The 15424-nt window shown below is 63.9% G+C and carries 16 protein-coding genes and 1 other RNA gene; 9 read left to right on the forward strand and 8 right to left on the reverse strand.

The genetic code is table 11. From position 1 onward, the window contains the following. Positions 1 to 19: 19 nt before the first annotated feature. From pstC to phoB, 5 genes are read left to right on the forward strand one after another with little or no spacing between them, the layout of a single operon-like run. Complete coding sequence (gene pstC / locus L610_RS00965) at positions 20 to 1396, forward strand: phosphate ABC transporter permease subunit PstC (protein WP_144701728.1); 1377 nt, start codon at positions 20 to 22, stop codon at positions 1394 to 1396. Beyond that, positions 1393 to 2727 carry a phosphate ABC transporter permease PstA gene (pstA, locus tag L610_RS00970; protein WP_024847336.1) on the forward strand — a complete coding sequence of 445 codons (1335 nt, stop codon included), beginning with the start codon at positions 1393 to 1395 and terminating at the stop codon, positions 2725 to 2727. The genes pstC and pstA overlap by 4 nt, the downstream gene beginning before the upstream one ends. A 35-nt stretch (positions 2728 to 2762) precedes the next feature. After that, positions 2763 to 3602: a phosphate ABC transporter ATP-binding protein PstB gene (pstB, locus tag L610_RS00975; protein ID WP_371712929.1), complete on the forward strand. Its 840-nt coding sequence runs from the start codon at positions 2763 to 2765 to the stop codon at positions 3600 to 3602. 11 nt (positions 3603 to 3613) lie between these two features. Beyond that, on the forward strand, positions 3614 to 4321 hold the full coding sequence (gene phoU, locus L610_RS00980; RefSeq protein ID WP_024847334.1) for a phosphate signaling complex protein PhoU: 708 nt from the start codon (positions 3614 to 3616) through the stop codon (positions 4319 to 4321). A 16-nt stretch (positions 4322 to 4337) separates the two neighbouring features. Then, entirely contained in the window at positions 4338 to 5027 is a 690-nt protein-coding gene (gene phoB / locus L610_RS00985) for a phosphate regulon transcriptional regulator PhoB (RefSeq protein WP_034329507.1), read from the forward strand. 37 nt (positions 5028 to 5064) lie between these two features. Here the strand turns inward: phoB and ssrS are convergent. Then, positions 5065 to 5221: non-coding RNA, 6S RNA (ssrS, locus tag L610_RS00990), on the reverse strand. Positions 5222 to 5386: 165 nt separating this feature from the next. On the opposite strand from ssrS, the gene L610_RS00995 reads away from it, so the two are divergent. The 4 genes from L610_RS00995 (at position 5387) to msrB (ending at position 8337) form a co-directional block, all read left to right on the forward strand. Beyond that, positions 5387 to 6220 (forward strand): MoxR family ATPase, encoded by an 834-nt coding sequence (locus L610_RS00995; protein ID WP_024847332.1) that lies wholly within the window; start codon positions 5387 to 5389, stop codon positions 6218 to 6220. 3 nt (positions 6221 to 6223) lie between these two features. Further along, a complete protein-coding gene (locus L610_RS01000) occupies positions 6224 to 6670 on the forward strand; it encodes a GNAT family N-acetyltransferase (RefSeq protein WP_144701731.1) in 447 nt (148 codons plus the stop codon). Between the two features lie 2 nt (positions 6671 to 6672). Further along, a complete protein-coding gene (locus tag L610_RS01005) occupies positions 6673 to 7863 on the forward strand; it encodes a VWA domain-containing protein (protein WP_144701739.1) in 1191 nt (396 codons plus the stop codon). Between the two features lie 66 nt (positions 7864 to 7929). Continuing rightward, the gene (gene msrB, locus L610_RS01010) at positions 7930 to 8337 is read left to right on the forward strand and encodes a peptide-methionine (R)-S-oxide reductase MsrB (protein WP_024847329.1); all 408 of its coding nucleotides are present in this window, start codon (positions 7930 to 7932) and stop codon (positions 8335 to 8337) included. Positions 8338 to 8342: 5 nt separating this feature from the next. Here msrB and L610_RS01015 read toward each other — a convergent pair whose 3' ends face one another. From L610_RS01015 to L610_RS01045, 7 genes are all read right to left on the reverse strand, one after another. Continuing rightward, a complete protein-coding gene (locus tag L610_RS01015; RefSeq protein WP_051473106.1) occupies positions 8343 to 8930 on the reverse strand; it encodes a chemotaxis protein CheD in 588 nt (195 codons plus the stop codon). A gap of 64 nt (positions 8931 to 8994) precedes the next feature. After that, entirely contained in the window at positions 8995 to 10032 is a 1038-nt protein-coding gene (locus tag L610_RS01020; protein ID WP_024847327.1) for a chemotaxis response regulator protein-glutamate methylesterase, read from the reverse strand. A gap of 1 nt (position 10033) precedes the next feature. Beyond that, a complete protein-coding gene (locus L610_RS01025; RefSeq protein ID WP_144701742.1) occupies positions 10034 to 10918 on the reverse strand; it encodes a protein-glutamate O-methyltransferase in 885 nt (294 codons plus the stop codon). Then, positions 10915 to 11388, reverse strand: a complete 474-nt coding sequence (locus L610_RS01030) for a chemotaxis protein CheW (protein ID WP_024847325.1) — start codon at positions 11386 to 11388, stop codon at positions 10915 to 10917. The genes L610_RS01025 and L610_RS01030 overlap by 4 nt, the downstream gene beginning before the upstream one ends. Positions 11389 to 11618: 230 nt before the next feature. Then, positions 11619 to 13517, reverse strand: a complete 1899-nt coding sequence (locus L610_RS01035) for a methyl-accepting chemotaxis protein (protein WP_210245986.1) — start codon at positions 13515 to 13517, stop codon at positions 11619 to 11621. 225 nt (positions 13518 to 13742) lie between these two features. Then, positions 13743 to 14984 (reverse strand): RNA polymerase sigma factor, encoded by a 1242-nt coding sequence (locus L610_RS01040; RefSeq protein ID WP_144701745.1) that lies wholly within the window; start codon positions 14982 to 14984, stop codon positions 13743 to 13745. Further along, on the reverse strand, positions 14981 to 15349 hold the full coding sequence (locus tag L610_RS01045; protein ID WP_144701748.1) for a YciI family protein: 369 nt from the start codon (positions 15347 to 15349) through the stop codon (positions 14981 to 14983). The genes L610_RS01040 and L610_RS01045 overlap by 4 nt, the downstream gene beginning before the upstream one ends. Positions 15350 to 15424 lie beyond the last annotated feature (75 nt).

Raw genomic sequence — 15424 nt, forward strand, 5'->3', positions numbered from 1 at the left:
AGATCCGGAAGGCCGGTTCATGAACACAGCCATCATCGCCGCCCTGCTGCTGATCCTGCTGGGTATTGCTTACCAGACCGGCTGCTCGCGCAGCCGCAGCCTCACGCTCGCGGGCGAAGCACGGCTTCACTCGCGCCCGGTCTACCACGGCGCCCTCGTTGCCATCTGGTCGCTCACCCCGGCACTGCTGATCCTGGCGCTCTGGGCGCTGTTCGGCGACACGGCAAGCCGCGCCTACGTTCTCGCGCAGCTTCCGCCCGAGACGTCTTCGTTCGCCCCTGCCGATCTTGATGCCGCCATACGGCGCATCCGGCAGATCGAGAGCGGCTTTGGTATCATCGGCGATGCCCAACCTTGGGAAAATCAGGTTGCCCAGGCGCTGCGTGAGTTCCGCATCCTGACCTCGGCAGCCATCATCGCCGCTGCCGCCGGCACGGGCGCGCTGGCGCTCTGGTTCGCGCGCAGCCGAATTTCGCTGCGCCTGCGCGCGCGCAACGAGGTCGAGCGCATGGTCTCCTGGGCGATGATCGGCTGCTCGATCGTCGCGATCCTGACCACCGCCGGCATCGTCGCCTCGCTGCTGGTCGAAGCCATTCGCTTCTTCACTTTCGTCAGCCCAATCGACTTCTTTTTCGGCACTGTCTGGAACCCCGGTTTCTCAACGACGGGCCACGGCTCTGCTGGCGAATACGGCCTCCTGCCGCTCCTGTGGGGCACGCTGATGGTCGCGACCATCGCCATCCTCGTCGCCCTGCCGATCGGCCTGATGACGGCGATCTACCTGACGCAATATGCCTCGCCGCGCCTGCGCGGCGTCGTCAAGCCGATCATCGAGATCCTCGCCGGCATCCCGACCATCGTCTACGGTTTCTTTGCGCTGGTGACGGTCGGCCCCTTCCTGGCCGGGCTGGGTAATTTGCTCGGCCTAGACATCCGCGCCACCAGCGCGCTGACGGCCGGCATCGTCATGGGGATCATGATCATCCCCTTCATCTCCTCGCTCTCTGACGACATCATCCGCCAGGTGCCGCGTGCCATGCGCGACGGCTCCCTGGGCCTTGGTGCCACGCAGTCCGAGACCATCAAGCGCATCATCCTGCCGGCCGCGCTTCCCGGCATCGTCGGCGCGTTCCTGCTCGCCGTCAGCCGCGCCATCGGCGAGACGATGATCGTAGTCCTCGCTGCCGGCAATAGCCCGTACCTGCGCCTCAATCCGGGCGAACCGGTCTCCACCGTGACCGTCACTATCGTCAACCAGCTGACCGGCGACACCGACTTCGCGTCGCCGCAGTCACTGGTCGCCTTCGCGCTGGGCCTGACGCTGTTTGCGATGACCCTCATCCTCAACGTCGCCGCCCTCTACATCGTCCGCCGCTACCGGGAGCAGTACGAATGACGTCCGACGAACGCCTCGGTCTCGTCCGCGCGGGGCTTGCTGCCCGTCATGCCCGCGAATGGCGCTTTCGCTTCTATGGCATCCTCGCAATCCTGGCCGCCCTCAGCTTTGTCGCGATCCTGTTCGGCATGATCCTGTCCCGCGGACTTCCCGCCTTTACGCAGGCGACGCTGACACTCGACGTTCATTTCGATGCGGCGGTCATCAAAGTTGGCGAACGGCCAACGCGAACCGGAAACCAGTCGCACGCCGAATATGCGAAGGCGGTCAGCGACTGGGAGCGCAAGATGACGATGGTCAACTGGAACCGCCTCATCGAGGCGGCGGTGCGGGAGGCTGCCCCCGACACGAAGGCGAATTCGCGTGAAATCCTGTCGATTGTCGAGACCAACGCCCGCTTCGAGCTGCGCGACATGCTGGTCGCTGACCCGACGCTGATCGGCAAGACGGTTCAGGTCAGCCTGCTAGCCTCGGCCAATGCCGACAACTGGCTGAAGGGCAACATCGACCGCGCACTGCCCGATGCGCAGCAACAGCTGCGCGAGCCGGCACGCGCGCTTGCCGACCAGCTCAAGGCCGAGGGGAAAATCCGCAACGCCTTTGCCTGGCACATCTTCACCAATGTCGACTCGCGGTCGGCTCCGGCTTCCGCCGGCCTTGCCGGAGCCTTCGTCGGCTCGCTCTACATGATGCTGGTGGTGATCGTGCTTGCCGTGCCGATCGGCGTCATGAGCGCAGTCTATCTGGAAGAGTTCGCGCCGAAGAACCGGTTCACCGACCTCATTGAGGTCAACATCAACAACCTCGCCGCCGTGCCGTCGATCGTCTTCGGCCTGCTGGGCGCTGCCGTCTTCATCAACTATTTCCGTCTGCCGCTGTCGGCACCGCTCGTCGGCGGACTGGTGCTGTCGCTGATGACACTTCCCACCATCATCATCGCCACGCGCTCGGCGTTGCGCGCCGTGCCGCCGTCGCTGCGCCAGGCAGCCCTCGGCCTCGGCGCGTCGAAGACGCAGACCGTGTTTCACCACGTCCTGCCCGTCACCTATCCCGGCATGCTCACCGCCACCATCATCGGTGTCGCACAGGCGCTTGGCGAAACGGCACCGCTGCTGCTGATCGGCATGAACGCCTTCGTCGCGCAGGTACCGGCTACCCCTCTCGACCAATCGTCAGCCCTGCCCGTGCAGATCTTCCTCTGGCAGGGCAACGAGAACCGCAACTTCTTCGAAGCGCGCACATCAGCCGCCATCATCGTCCTGCTCGGGCTGATGCTGACGCTCAACGCCATCGCGATCTTCCTGCGCTCGCGGCTGGAGAAACGCACATGACAGAGAACACTCGCTTGGAGGCGACCGAAATGAACATGCCTGCCGCAACCATCCTCGCCCGCTCGGACCTCTACCACATGCCGTCAACGACGGTCCGCACGCCCGATGCCGAACCGCGCTCCGCAAAGGTTATCGCGCGCAACGTCAGCGTCTTCTACGGTCCGAAGCAGGCGCTGTTCGACGTGTCGATTGACATTCCGGAAAAGTCCGTCACCGCCTTCATCGGCCCGTCGGGCTGCGGCAAGTCGACCTTCCTGCGCTGCCTCAACCGCATGAACGACACGATCGACGGCTGCCGCGTGAGCGGACAGATCGCACTCGACGGCAGCGACATCTTCGCCCCCTCGCTCGATGTCGTCGAGCTGCGCGCTCGCGTCGGCATGGTGTTCCAGAAGCCGAACCCGTTCCCGAAGTCCATCTACGAAAACGTCGCCTACGGCCCGCGCATCCACGGTCTGGCCCGCTCGAAGGCCGACCTCGATGAGATCGTCGCATCAAGCCTACAGAAGGCGAGCCTCTGGAACGAGGTGAAGGACCGGCTCCACGAGCCCGGCACCGGCCTTTCGGGCGGCCAGCAGCAGCGCCTCTGCATCGCCCGCGCCATTGCGGTCTCGCCGGAAGTGATCCTGATGGACGAGCCCTGCTCGGCTCTCGACCCCATCGCCACTGCCCGCATCGAGGAACTGATCGACGAGCTGAAGCAGAATTTTACGATCGTCATCGTCACCCACTCGATGCAGCAGGCCGCGCGCGTGTCGCAACGCACCGCTTTCTTCCATCTCGGCAACCTGGTCGAAGAAGGTCCGACTGACCTGATCTTCACCAGCCCCGGCGAGAAGCGGACGCAGGACTACATCACCGGCAGGTTCGGCTGAGGAGCCAATTCATGGCAGCCCATATCGTTACCTCCTTCGACGAAGAACTCGGCAACATCGACCGCCTGATCCGCGAGATGGGCGACCTTGCGCACACGATGGTCACGGATGCCACCCGCGCGCTGTTCGACAGCGATTCGGTGCTCGCCCTACGCGTGGTTTCCGCAGACGCCGTGATGGATGCCCACCAGCGCGCGCTCGACGAACGCGCGATCACCATCATCGCCAAACGCCAGCCGATGGCTCAGGATCTGCGCGTCGTCGTCGGCGCACTCCGCATGGCGGCCGACTTCGAGCGCATCGGCGACCTCGCCAAGAACATTGCCAAGCGGGTCAGCGCCGTCAGCGAAGGCGTCACGCCAAAGAGCCTGTCGCATTCGATCGACGTCATGGCGAAGCTGGTGATGGAACAGATCGACGAGGTCGTCGCGGCCTATGCGGCGCGCAATGCCGGCCGGCTGGAGGCGCTGCGTATCGACGATGAACAGATCGACATCCAGTACACCGCCGTCTTCCGCGAGCTCTTGACCTATATGATGGAAGACCCGCGCAACATCACGGCTTGCACGCATCTGCTCTTCTGCGCGAAGAACCTCGAACGCATCGGCGATCACGTCACCAACATCGCCGAAAACGCCTACTATATCGCCACAGGCCGCCAGCTGCCGCTGAACCGGCCGAAGACCGACGAGACCACAATTGCGCCAGACCCTGCCTGAGAAGGAGAGCCGGCTGATGATTGCACCGAAGATCATGGTGGTCGAAGACGAGGAGGCGCTCGGCATCCTGCTGCGCTACAACCTTGAGGCCGAGGGCTATCAGGTCGAGGTCGTCACGCGCGGTGACGAGGCGGAGATGCGGCTGCGCGAGCATGTGCCGGATCTGCTGGTGCTCGACTGGATGGTGCCGGCCGTCTCCGGCATCGAGCTCTGCCGTCGCCTGCGCCTGCGGCCCGAAACCGAGCGGCTGCCGGTCATCATGCTGACGGCCCGCGGCGAGGAGAGCGACCGCGTACGCGGCCTTTCAACCGGCGCCGACGACTATCTCGTCAAGCCGTTCTCTACGCCTGAATTCATCGCCCGCGTGCGCGCGCTGCTGCGCCGGGCAAAGCCCGAAGTCCTGTCGTCCGTGCTCAAGGTTGGCGACATCGTACTCGACCGCGAGACGCACCGCGTCCACCGCGGCGACACCGAAATCAGGCTCGGGCCGACCGAATTCCGCCTGCTCGAATTCATGATGCGTCATCCCGGCCGCGTCTTCTCGCGCAGCCAGTTACTCGACAATGTCTGGGGGGAGACGATCTACATCGATGAGCGCACCGTCGACGTTCATGTCGGGCGGCTGCGCAAGGCGGTGAACCGCGACGGCGAGACCGACATCATCCGCACCATCCGCGGCGCGGGCTATGCCATGCAGGAAGGCTGAGCCGCGCGCGGCGCTTCAATCAGTCTGTCAGGGAAAGTGGCGATCCACGACGACCGATGGCGCGGTTGATCCCGGTGGCCTACAAAGTAGGTGGGCGCCATATATCCGAGCCCACGGGCCCGGACAGGGACAGCTCCCTAAGGATCAATAAGGCCCCGGGGAAATGCTGCTCCTGTCGAGAAGCGCAGACCGCCGTTGCCTATATAGTCGCGCCCGCCCTGCCGCGCCAGTGACAGAACCGAAAATTGACCGAACATCGCGGCGACCCATCTGCAACCCGCTACCTGAGTACAGCCTCCTTGCCTCGGCGGGGCATGGCCCCTAGGTTCGGGCAACGACATTCTGAGGAACGACATCGCATGCGCTTTGAAGGAACGGCTTCCTACGTCGCCGACAAGGACCTGATGGTTGCGGTCAACGCCGCGATTGCCCTCGAACGCCCGCTGCTGGTCAAGGGCGAGCCAGGCACCGGCAAGACCGAGCTTGCGCGCCAGATCGCAGCCGCGCTCGGCCTGGAACTGATCGAGTGGAACGTGAAGTCCACCACTCGCGCGCAGCAGGGTTTGTACGAGTACGACGCTGTCTCCCGGCTGCGCGACAGCCAGCTGGGCGACGAGCGCTTCAACGACATTCGCAACTACATTCGCCGCGGCAAGCTGTGGGAAGCCTTCACTTCCGAGAAGAAGGTGGTGCTGCTGATCGACGAGATCGACAAGGCCGACATCGAGTTCCCGAACGACCTTCTGCAGGAACTCGACCGCATGGAGTTCCACGTCTACGAGACCGGAGAAACGATCCGTGCGGTCAACCGGCCCATCGTCATCATCACCTCGAACAACGAGAAGGAGCTGCCCGACGCCTTCCTTCGCCGCTGCTTCTTCCACTACATCCGCTTCCCGGACATGGAGACGCTGCAGAAGATCGTCGACGTCCACTATCCAGGCATTAAGCAGGAGCTGGTGCGCGCCGCCCTTACCCAGTTCTACGAGATCCGCGAGGTGCCGGGCCTGAAGAAGAAACCCTCGACTTCCGAGGCGCTCGACTGGATCCGCCTGCTGGTCGCCGACGACATTTCGCCGGAAGACCTGCGCGGCGATGCCAGGAACGCACTGCCGCGCCTGCACGGCGCGCTGCTCAAGAACGAGCAGGACGTTCATCTCTTCGAACGCCTGGCGTTCATGTCGCGGAGATAACCGATGGCCGAAGTCGTCATCCGTCCGCTGGAAAAGACCGATCATTCGGAGTGGAGGCGGCTCTGGACAGCCTATCTCACCTTCTACCAGAGCGAGGTGAGCGAGACGGTCTACGAGACCACCTGGCAGCGGCTGTTCACTGATGGCGAATTCGAGCCCTGCGGCTTCATTGCCCTGGTCGATGGCAAGGCAGTCGGCCTCGTCCACTACCTCTTCCATCGCTCCAGCTGGTCGATGGAAGGCAACTGCTACCTGCAGGACCTGTTCACCGACGGGGAGGCTCGTGGCAAAGGCGTGGGCGCGGCACTCATCGAGGCCGTGCGCAAGGCGGCAGCAGAGCGCGGCGTGACCAACGTCTACTGGATGACGCACGAAACCAACGCCACGGCCCGCCGGCTCTACGACCGCGTTGCTCGCCGCACCGGATTCATCGAATACGACCTGTCCTGACCATGTTCCTCCCCTTCTTCCTCGAGCTCAAGGCAGCCAAGGTTCCGGTGTCGCTCCGCGAATACCTGTCGCTGCTCGAGGGCATGAAGGCGGGGCTGGTCGACTATGACGTCGAAGGCTTTTACTACCTGGCGCGATCGGCGCTGGTGAAGGACGAGCGCTACATCGACCGCTTCGATCAGGTCTTCTCGCATGTCTTCAAGGGGCTCGATGCGCTTTCCGGCGAAGGCGGCATCGACCCCGCCAACCTGCCCGAGGAATGGCTGCGCAAGCTCGCCGAAAAGCACCTCACCGAAGAGGAGAAGAAGCTGGTTGAAGCCCTCGGCGGCTTCGAGAAGCTGATGGAGACGCTGCGGCAGCGGCTGGAGGAGCAGAAGGGCCGCCATCAGGGCGGCTCGAAGTGGATCGGCACCGCCGGCACCTCGCCCTTCGGCGCCTATGGCTACAATCCGGAAGGCGTGCGCATCGGGCAGGCGGAAAGCCGCCACCGCCGCGCGGTGAAGGTTTGGGACAAGCGCGAGTTCCGCAATTTTGACGACACGGTCGAGCTCGGCACCCGCAACATCAAGGTCGCGCTGAAGCGCCTGCGCCGCTGGGTGCGTGAGGGCGCTGACGAAGAGCTCGACCTCCCCGGCACCATTACCGCTACCGCGGAGCACGGCTATCTCGACGTCAAGACACGGCCGGAGCGGCGCAACGCAGTCAAGCTGCTCATGTTCTTCGACGTCGGCGGCTCGATGGACGACCACATCCGCATCGTCGAGGAGCTGTTCTCGGCCGCGCGCGCCGAGTTCAAGCACATGGAGTACTTCTACTTTCACAATTGCCTCTACGAGGGCGTGTGGAAGGACAATCGGCGTCGGCATTCGGAGGTGATCCCCACCTACGAGGTGATCCAGAAATACGGCCCCGACTACAAGGTAGTCTTCGTCGGCGACGCCTCGATGAGCCCTTACGAGATCACCTCGCCAGGCGGCTCAGTGGAACACTGGAATCAGGAAGCTGGCCACGTCTGGCTGTCGCGCGTGCTCAACCAGTGGCCGAATGCGGTGTGGCTCAACCCGGTGCGTGAGCAGCACTGGCAGTACACGCACTCGATCAAGCTGATCCAGGAAATCTTCTCGCAGCGCATGTATCCGCTGACGCTCGCGGGCCTTGAAGCCGCGACCCGCGAGCTGTCGCGCCGCCACTGACGCCTGCCATTGAGGCAGGCGCGCGAAGACACTACATTTACGGCACCGACAAACCGGAGCTTCCCGATGACCGACAAGCATTTTCCCGTCACCCGCACCGATGCGGAGTGGCGCGCTCTCCTGACGCCGGAGCAGTATCAGGTGATGCGCCAGCACGGCACGGAGCGCCCCGGCAGCTGCGCGCTTCTGCATGAAAAGCGGCCGGGCACCTTCAAGTGCGTCGGTTGTGGCACGCCGCTGTTTGCCTCGACGCTGAAGTTCGAAAGCGGCACCGGCTGGCCGAGCTTCAATGACCCGATCCCGGGCTCGGTCGAAACCTCCGAGGACCGTTCCTACGGCATGGTTCGCACGGAAGTGCATTGCGCGACCTGCGGCAGCCATCTCGGCCACGTCTTCCCTGACGGTCCGCCGCCGACCTTCCTGCGCTACTGCATCAATGGCGTGGCGCTCGAGTTCGAACCCGACGCCGGCTGAACGCCCTAGAACAGCTCGACTGCCCCGCTCGTGTCCGGAACAGGAGCGGGGCGCGTCTTCCGCTCCGCCTCGAACACCTTCGCATCGCGCTCCATCAGTGACTGGCGCGCGCGGCCCGAAACCGGCCAGTACTGGATCTTGCGGCCATGCTCGCCGAGCAGGCTGCCGCCGACATGGCGGATGCCCTCGTTCTCCAGGAACTTCACCGCGAATTCGGCATTCTGGCGCCCGACATCAGTCAGGCCGTCGATCATCCTTGCCCCGCCGAACAGCTTGGCTTCCAGCCGGTCGCGGCGCGCGCCATGCTTCAGAAGATCGTTGACCAGCAGCTCCATCGCATGAACGCCATGGCGCTGCACCGCGCGGTCGTTGCCGCCAAGTGTGCCGCCCGGCAGCAGGAAGTGATTCATGCCGCCAACGCCGGCGATCGGATCACGGATGCAGGCGGCGACGCAGCTTCCCAGCAGTGTCGTCAGAACCATCTCCGGATCGTCGGTGACATAATGGTCCCCTTGCACGATGTGGACGCGCTTTGCTCTCACAATGCTGGGCTGCTGCGGAGCGGCAAAAGCGGTCGCGGAAGCACCTGTCATCGCTCAGTGCCCATCGTGACGTGTCTCGCGCCAAAGACAAGGGTTTCGACCATACAGTTGACCACTAGACGGTTTCTCTGGCTGCGTTGCAGCGGTTGATGATTTCGGCACCGATCCGCTCGAGCGGCAGCTGGCGTTCCACCGCGCCGATCTCGAAGGCGACCTTCGGCATGCCGTAGACGACGCATGTCGATTCATTCTGACCGATCGTCAAGGCACCTGCCCCGCGCATCATGTGGAGACCGCGTGCGCCATCGCGTCCCATACCGGTCAGGATGACCCCGACAGCCGAGCGCCCGGCATGGCGCGCAACCGACTCGAACAGGACGTCGACCGAGGGACGGTGACCGTTGACCGGCTCGCTGGCGGTCAGGCGGCAGCGCAGCTGGCCAACGCCGGCGACCTGCAGGTGCTGTTCGCCGCCCGGCGCGATGTAAATATGGCCAGGAACGAGAGGCGCGCCCTCGACCGCCTCGCTGACAGCCGCAGCGCAAACGCGGTTTAGACGATCAGCAAAGCTCTTGGTGAAGGTGGCCGGCATGTGCTGGGTGACCACCGTCGGCGGGCAGTTCGCCGGAAAGGCTGAAAGCACATTCATCAGCGCCTCGACGCCACCGGTCGACGAGCCGATCGCGACGATGCGGCCGTCCGAACGAAATTCGCCCTTGGTTGAATGGGCCGGCGTGCGGTCCGTACCGGCGCGCACGCGCGCCCGGGCTGCCGACTTTACGCGCGCGGCAAGGTCTCCAAATGCTTCCTCGACCGTGTGGCCGGCGGAGGGCTTGGCGACGCAGTCGACCGCGCCCAGCTCGAGCGCGGCGAGCGTGACGTCCGCACCCGCCTGGGTCAGCGTCGACACCATCACCACCGGCATCGGCCGCAGCCGCATGATCTTCTCGAGGAAGCTCAGCCCGTTCATGTTGGGCATTTCCACGTCCAGCGTGATCACGTCCGGATTGAGGCGCTTGATCGCCTCGCGAGCCTCGTAGGGATCGCCCGCCTGACCGATAACCTGAATCTCCGGATCGCGCCGAAGCACAGCCGAAATAAGGCTGCGCATGGTGGCGCTGTCGTCCACCACGAGGACCTTTACCCCGCTCATTTTAGAAACCGTCCTTGAGCCTGTAGGTCGTGAGACCGTCATTTTCGAATCTGCTCATGTCGGTCACGCGTTCGGAGTGACCCACATAGAGCCTGCCGCCCGAATTGAGCAGCGGCGCGAACCTTGACCAGATGCGAGCCTGGGTGGGTTCGTCAAAATAGATGACGACGTTGCGGCAGAAGATGGCGTCGAATTTGCCCTTCATCGGCCACTGGGCCATCAGATTGAGTTCGCGGAACGCGACCAGCTGGCGCATCTCGTCGCCCACGCCCCACGCGTCTTGCCCGCGATCCTTGACCCGGGCCATCCAACGGTCCCGCAATGCCAGCGGAACCGGCTGCACCGCCTCGTCGGAATAGACGCCCGCACGACCCGTCGCGACCACATTGGGATCGATGTCAGTCGCGAGAATCCGCACGTCGTAGTTGGCCGCTTCCGGCATCGCGTCGAGGACGGTAAGCGCGATCGAGTACGGTTCCTGCCCGGTCGAGCAGCCCGCCGACCAGAACCGGACGCGCCCGCCGGCGCGTGCACGCTGGATCAGCGCCGGCAGGACCTTGGTCTTCAGGTGCTCGAAGTGGTGCGGCTCGCGGAAGAAGCGGGTGACGTTGGTCGTCAGCGCCGCCAGCATGTTCTGGCGTTCGCTCGCGCCGTCCGAACCCGCGACGTAGCTGCAGTAATCGCGAAAACTCTCCAGCCCCAGCGCGCGCAGCCGCTTGGCGAGGCGCGAATAGACCAGCGAAGCCTTGCTCTCCGACAGGGCGATGCCGGCATCGTCGTAGAGCATGCGTGCGATCGACAGGAAATCCTCGTTGGTGAAGAGAAATTCACCTTCGACCAGCGGTTCCTTGCGACCGGGAGCTCCCGTCCGCATTGCAGTTGTCATGCAGCTTCTGCCTCGAATTCATCCGGCAGAATTCGGTCGAGCGCGACGACGCCGATCATGCGGCCGTCGACGGCAAGTATGCCGCGGACGAAGGAGCGGACCGTCTCATTCGCGACGCTCGGCGTCGGCTGGATCTCTTCATCGGTGACGCTCAGGATGTCGCAGACGGCATCGACCAGCAGGCCAACCTCGCGGTTCTCGCAGCGAACGACGATGATGACGTGCCGTGCCTCAGCGACGGTGGTTCCAAGTCCCAGACGCTCGGAAAGGTCGATGATCGGCAGCACGGTGCCGCGCAGGTTGATGACGCCGCGCATGTAGCTCTGCGCGTGCGGAAGCGGCGTAGCGGGCGTCCAGCCGCGGATCTCGCGGACCATCATGATGTCCACGCAGTATTCCTGAGCACCGATCCGGAACGCAATCAGCTCACGCCGCTGATCGGATGCCTTCATGTTCAGAACCTGGTTCATGGTTTCCCCAAAAGCCTCGCAAACCGTGAGTTGCAGACGCCCCCGCTGGAGACCAGTCTGTGCCTCCATCGTTAATTTGCGGTTTAGCGCATGTGGCTGGTGCGAGGCGTGAATTGTCCGCTAACAGAAATTCAGCGCCTCAGCCGGGTCGGGAGATGTAACCTCTCCATACACTCCTGACCTCAGTGCGAAGCCGGGGGCCTCGGTTATCCGAAGCCCCCGCGCATTCATCAGAACTCGTCCCAGTTCTCGTCATCGTCACGCTGCGCGAGCAGCGCGGCGGACCTTGCACCGCCTGCGGAGCTGACGGTCTTGAGCTGCGGGATTGCAGCCTGCTTGGCCGGAGCAGACAGGGCCGGAGCCGCGCCCGAGATCCTTGCAGGCTTCTGGCCGCGGTCGCTGAGCTGGAACTTGGCGACGAGACGGGCCAGCTCTTCGGCCTCCTGAGCGAGGTTGTGGCTTGCCGCCGTCGTCTCTTCGACCATCGCCGCGTTCTGCTGGGTGACCTGGTCCATCTGGTTGACGGCCGTGTTAACCTCGGCAAGGCCGGTCGACTGCTCGCGGGCAGATGCCGCGATCTCGGTGACCAGCGTCGTGATCTGGGCAACCTGAGCGACGATCTTTTCCAGCGCGGAACCGGTCTGGCCGACAAGATCGACGCCCTGGTCGACCTGCTGCGTCGAGGTGGAGATAAGCTCCTTGATCTCCTTGGCAGCTTCCGCCGAACGCTGGGCCAGTGCACGCACTTCCGAAGCGACCACCGCGAAGCCGCGGCCTGCCTCGCCAGCGCGGGCTGCCTCGACGCCGGCGTTGAGCGCCAGCAGGTTGGTCTGGAAGGCGATCTCGTCGATCACGCCGATGATCTGGCTGATCTGTGCCGAGGAACGCTCGATCTGAGCCATCGCCGCAACCGCGTCGCGGACGACGACGCCCGAGCGCTCGGCACCCTGGCGCGCCTGCGTGGTCAGCTCCGAGGCGCGCATCGCACCGTCGGCCGTGGTCCTGACCGTCGCAGTGATCTGGTCAAGCGCAGCAGCCGTCTCCTCGAGGCTTGCGGCCTGCTGCTCGGTGCGGCGCGACAGGTCGTCGGCTGCCTGGCTGATCTCGCTGGTGCCGGAGCGCATGCCCTCAATGGCGTGGTAGATCGTCGCCATCGCCTCTTCGAGCTGCTCGGCGGTGCGATTGAAGTCGTCCTTCAGCGACTGCGCCTTCGGGGCGAATGGCACGTTGATGCGGAAGGTCAGGTCACCTGAGGCGAGCGCGGCAAGGCCGCGACCGAGAGCCTCGATGGCGACGCGGTCCTCTTCGGCAACCCGCGCGGCCTCCGCCTCGTGGCGCTGGCGCTCGCTGTCGGTCATCGAGCGGATGCGATCGGCTTCGCCCTCGATGCGCAGCTTCTCGATCGCGGCATCCTTGAAGACCTGGACGGCGCGAGCCATCTCGCCGATCTCGTCGCGACGCTTGAGCCCCGGGACCTCGACCGAGTTGTCGCCAGAAGCAAGGCGGCCCATCACGCTGGTCAGGTTGTGGATCGGCGTCGCGATCATGCGGGTAAGCAGGTAGCCGAGCGCAATTGCGATGATCGTTGCCAGGATCTGGCCGATGGTCAGCACGCGCTCATTGAAGTCGAGAGCTTCGTCAGCAGCGATCCGTGCGGCATGGATACGGACGTCCGCAGCCTCAGCCAGGGCATCGAGTGCGTCCTCGAGCTTGCCCATGTAGGTGTCGGCGATGCCCGAGCGGCCGACCATCTCGACAGCACTCTTGCGAAGCTCGGAATCCGACGCAAGCCTCTTCCCGACTTCAACGACGTTCTTCCACCACTCGGCGAGTCCATCCGTGGCCGCGTTGATGTGCTGAGCCATTTCCGGGAAGCCTTCGGCCAGTTCCGTCAGGCGGTTGATCTGAGCGTTGAAATTGGTCCGGTGCGCGTCGAGACGCTCCAGATAGTAAGGATCGTTCGACAGGAGGTAGCCGCGATAGCTGTTCTCCTGTCGTCCAGCGAGCGCCTTCGCATTCTGGATGACGGCCATGACGTCATTGACGAGCGCGCGCTCCTGTTGCGCAACTCGCGAGTTGGCGATGTTCCAGTAAACTGCGGCGCTCATCGCCATGATGGTCGCCACCACCAAAAAGAATCCAAGCGCAAGCTTGCGCGATATTTTCAAGTTCGTGATCAGCACAACAGCCCCCGGCAAATCGAAGATCCGGTCACGGTCCGGATATTCCCCAGCGCCTGCAAATCAGGCAGGTTCCCGCGGGTAGTTGATGGCTCGCAACGGTTAACGCCTTCCTAACTGCGAGATTGCCGCAAGGTAATTAAGTCATTGATACTTTAGCGCCTTAGGGGAAGCTCAGATAAGCTGCAAACGATCCAGCTGCTTTCTAATATGCGCAGCTTCTGCGGGAGTAGAGGCAAGCGAGATAGCCTTCTCGAAAGCCCGCCGCGCCTCGCGCTCCTTGCCCAGTTTCGAAAGAAGAGCGCCGCGCACGCCGTGCAGGTAGAAATAACCCGACAGCGGCTCGGCCACCGTTTCGACCAGCTGCAGCGCTGCCTCGGCCCCTTCCACCTTCTCGACCGCCACCGCGCGGTTCAGCGTGATGACCGGATTTGGATGAATCGATTCCAGTACTTGATAATAGCCGGCGATCGCTTGCCAGTCGGTTTCCGCGGCGTTTTTCGCGACCGCATGCTCATAAGCGATCGCCGCCTGAAGCTGGTAGCTTCCCGGTCGCTGGTGGCGCGCGGCCTTTTCGATCAATACCTTGGCTTCTTCTATCGGCCCGCTGCGCCAGAGCGAACGGTCCTGGTCCTCCAACAGAACGATTTCGCCGTTGTCATCCAACCGTGCTGGCGCGCGTGCATGCTGGAACAGCATCAACGCAACAAGCCCCATCAGTTCCGGCTCGCTGGGAAACATCCGCAGCAGCAAGTAGCCGAGCCGGATTGCCTCCTCGCACAGCGGCTCACGAATATGCGCATCGCCACCGCTCGCCGAATAGCCCTCGTTGAAGAGGAGGTAGATCATCGCCGAAACCGTCGCGAGGCGCTCGACCCGCTCGACTGCGGATGGCGTCTCGAAACCGATGCCAGCGGCAGCGATCTTGCGCTTGGCGCGGGTGATGCGCTGCTCCATCGCCGCTTCAGAAACCAGAAAAGCCCGCGCGATCTCCGGCACCGTCAGGCCAGAGACGACCCGAAGCGCGAGCGCAATTTGCTGGGTTGCCGGCAGCTCCGGATGACAGCACACGAACAGCAGCCGCAGCACGTCGTCCTGGTAATCGGCGTTGTCGATCCGCTCGACCATTCGCGGCTCGGCATCGCCAAGGTCAGACAGCACGTTCTCATCTGGCAAAACCGTCTCGCGAGCTCGCTTGCGTACTTCATCGATGCCGGCATTCCGGCCGACGAAGATCAGCCAGGCGACAGGATCGCGTGGCGGTCCATTCTTCGTCCAGTTCTGCAGCGCCTTGAGGCTTGCCTCCTGGAACGCTTCCTCAGCCGCGTCGAGGTCGCGGAAATAGCGCAGCAGGGCGCCGACTGCCTGCGGTCGCGCAGCCGCGAGCGTGCGGCCTATCCAGGAGGCGTCGTTCAATCCTGAACTCCCGGGGGATTGTAGGCCGAGATCGGCCGCACCTCGATGCCGCCATATTCACGCTCTCGTGCAAGGTGCTTGCCCGCCTCGATGGCATCTTCAAGGGAGTCGCATTCGAGGATCCAAAAGCCGAGGAGCTGTTCCTTGGTTTCCGCGAAGGGGCCATCGATGACGAGGGGATCCTTGCCCGCCTTGACGAATGTCGCCGCGGTCGTCGGCATCAGCCGCAGGCGCGGGCCGAACTTGCCGCGCGCGAGAATCTTCTCCTCGGCGCGGCGCACGCCGGCCATCATCTTCGCATCTTCTTCCGGTGAAAGGCCGCAGACGGCTGCCTCGTTATTGTAGCACAGAAGAGCATAGAGCATGGCGCGTTCCTGTCGTCTGATTGCAAGACGAAGCACTATGCGTCCCGCCGACAGCATCGGTCCAATTTTTTCGCC

The sequence above is a fragment of the Aminobacter sp. J44 genome, from assembly GCF_007829415.1.
Lineage (GTDB): Bacteria > Pseudomonadota > Alphaproteobacteria > Rhizobiales > Rhizobiaceae > Aerobium.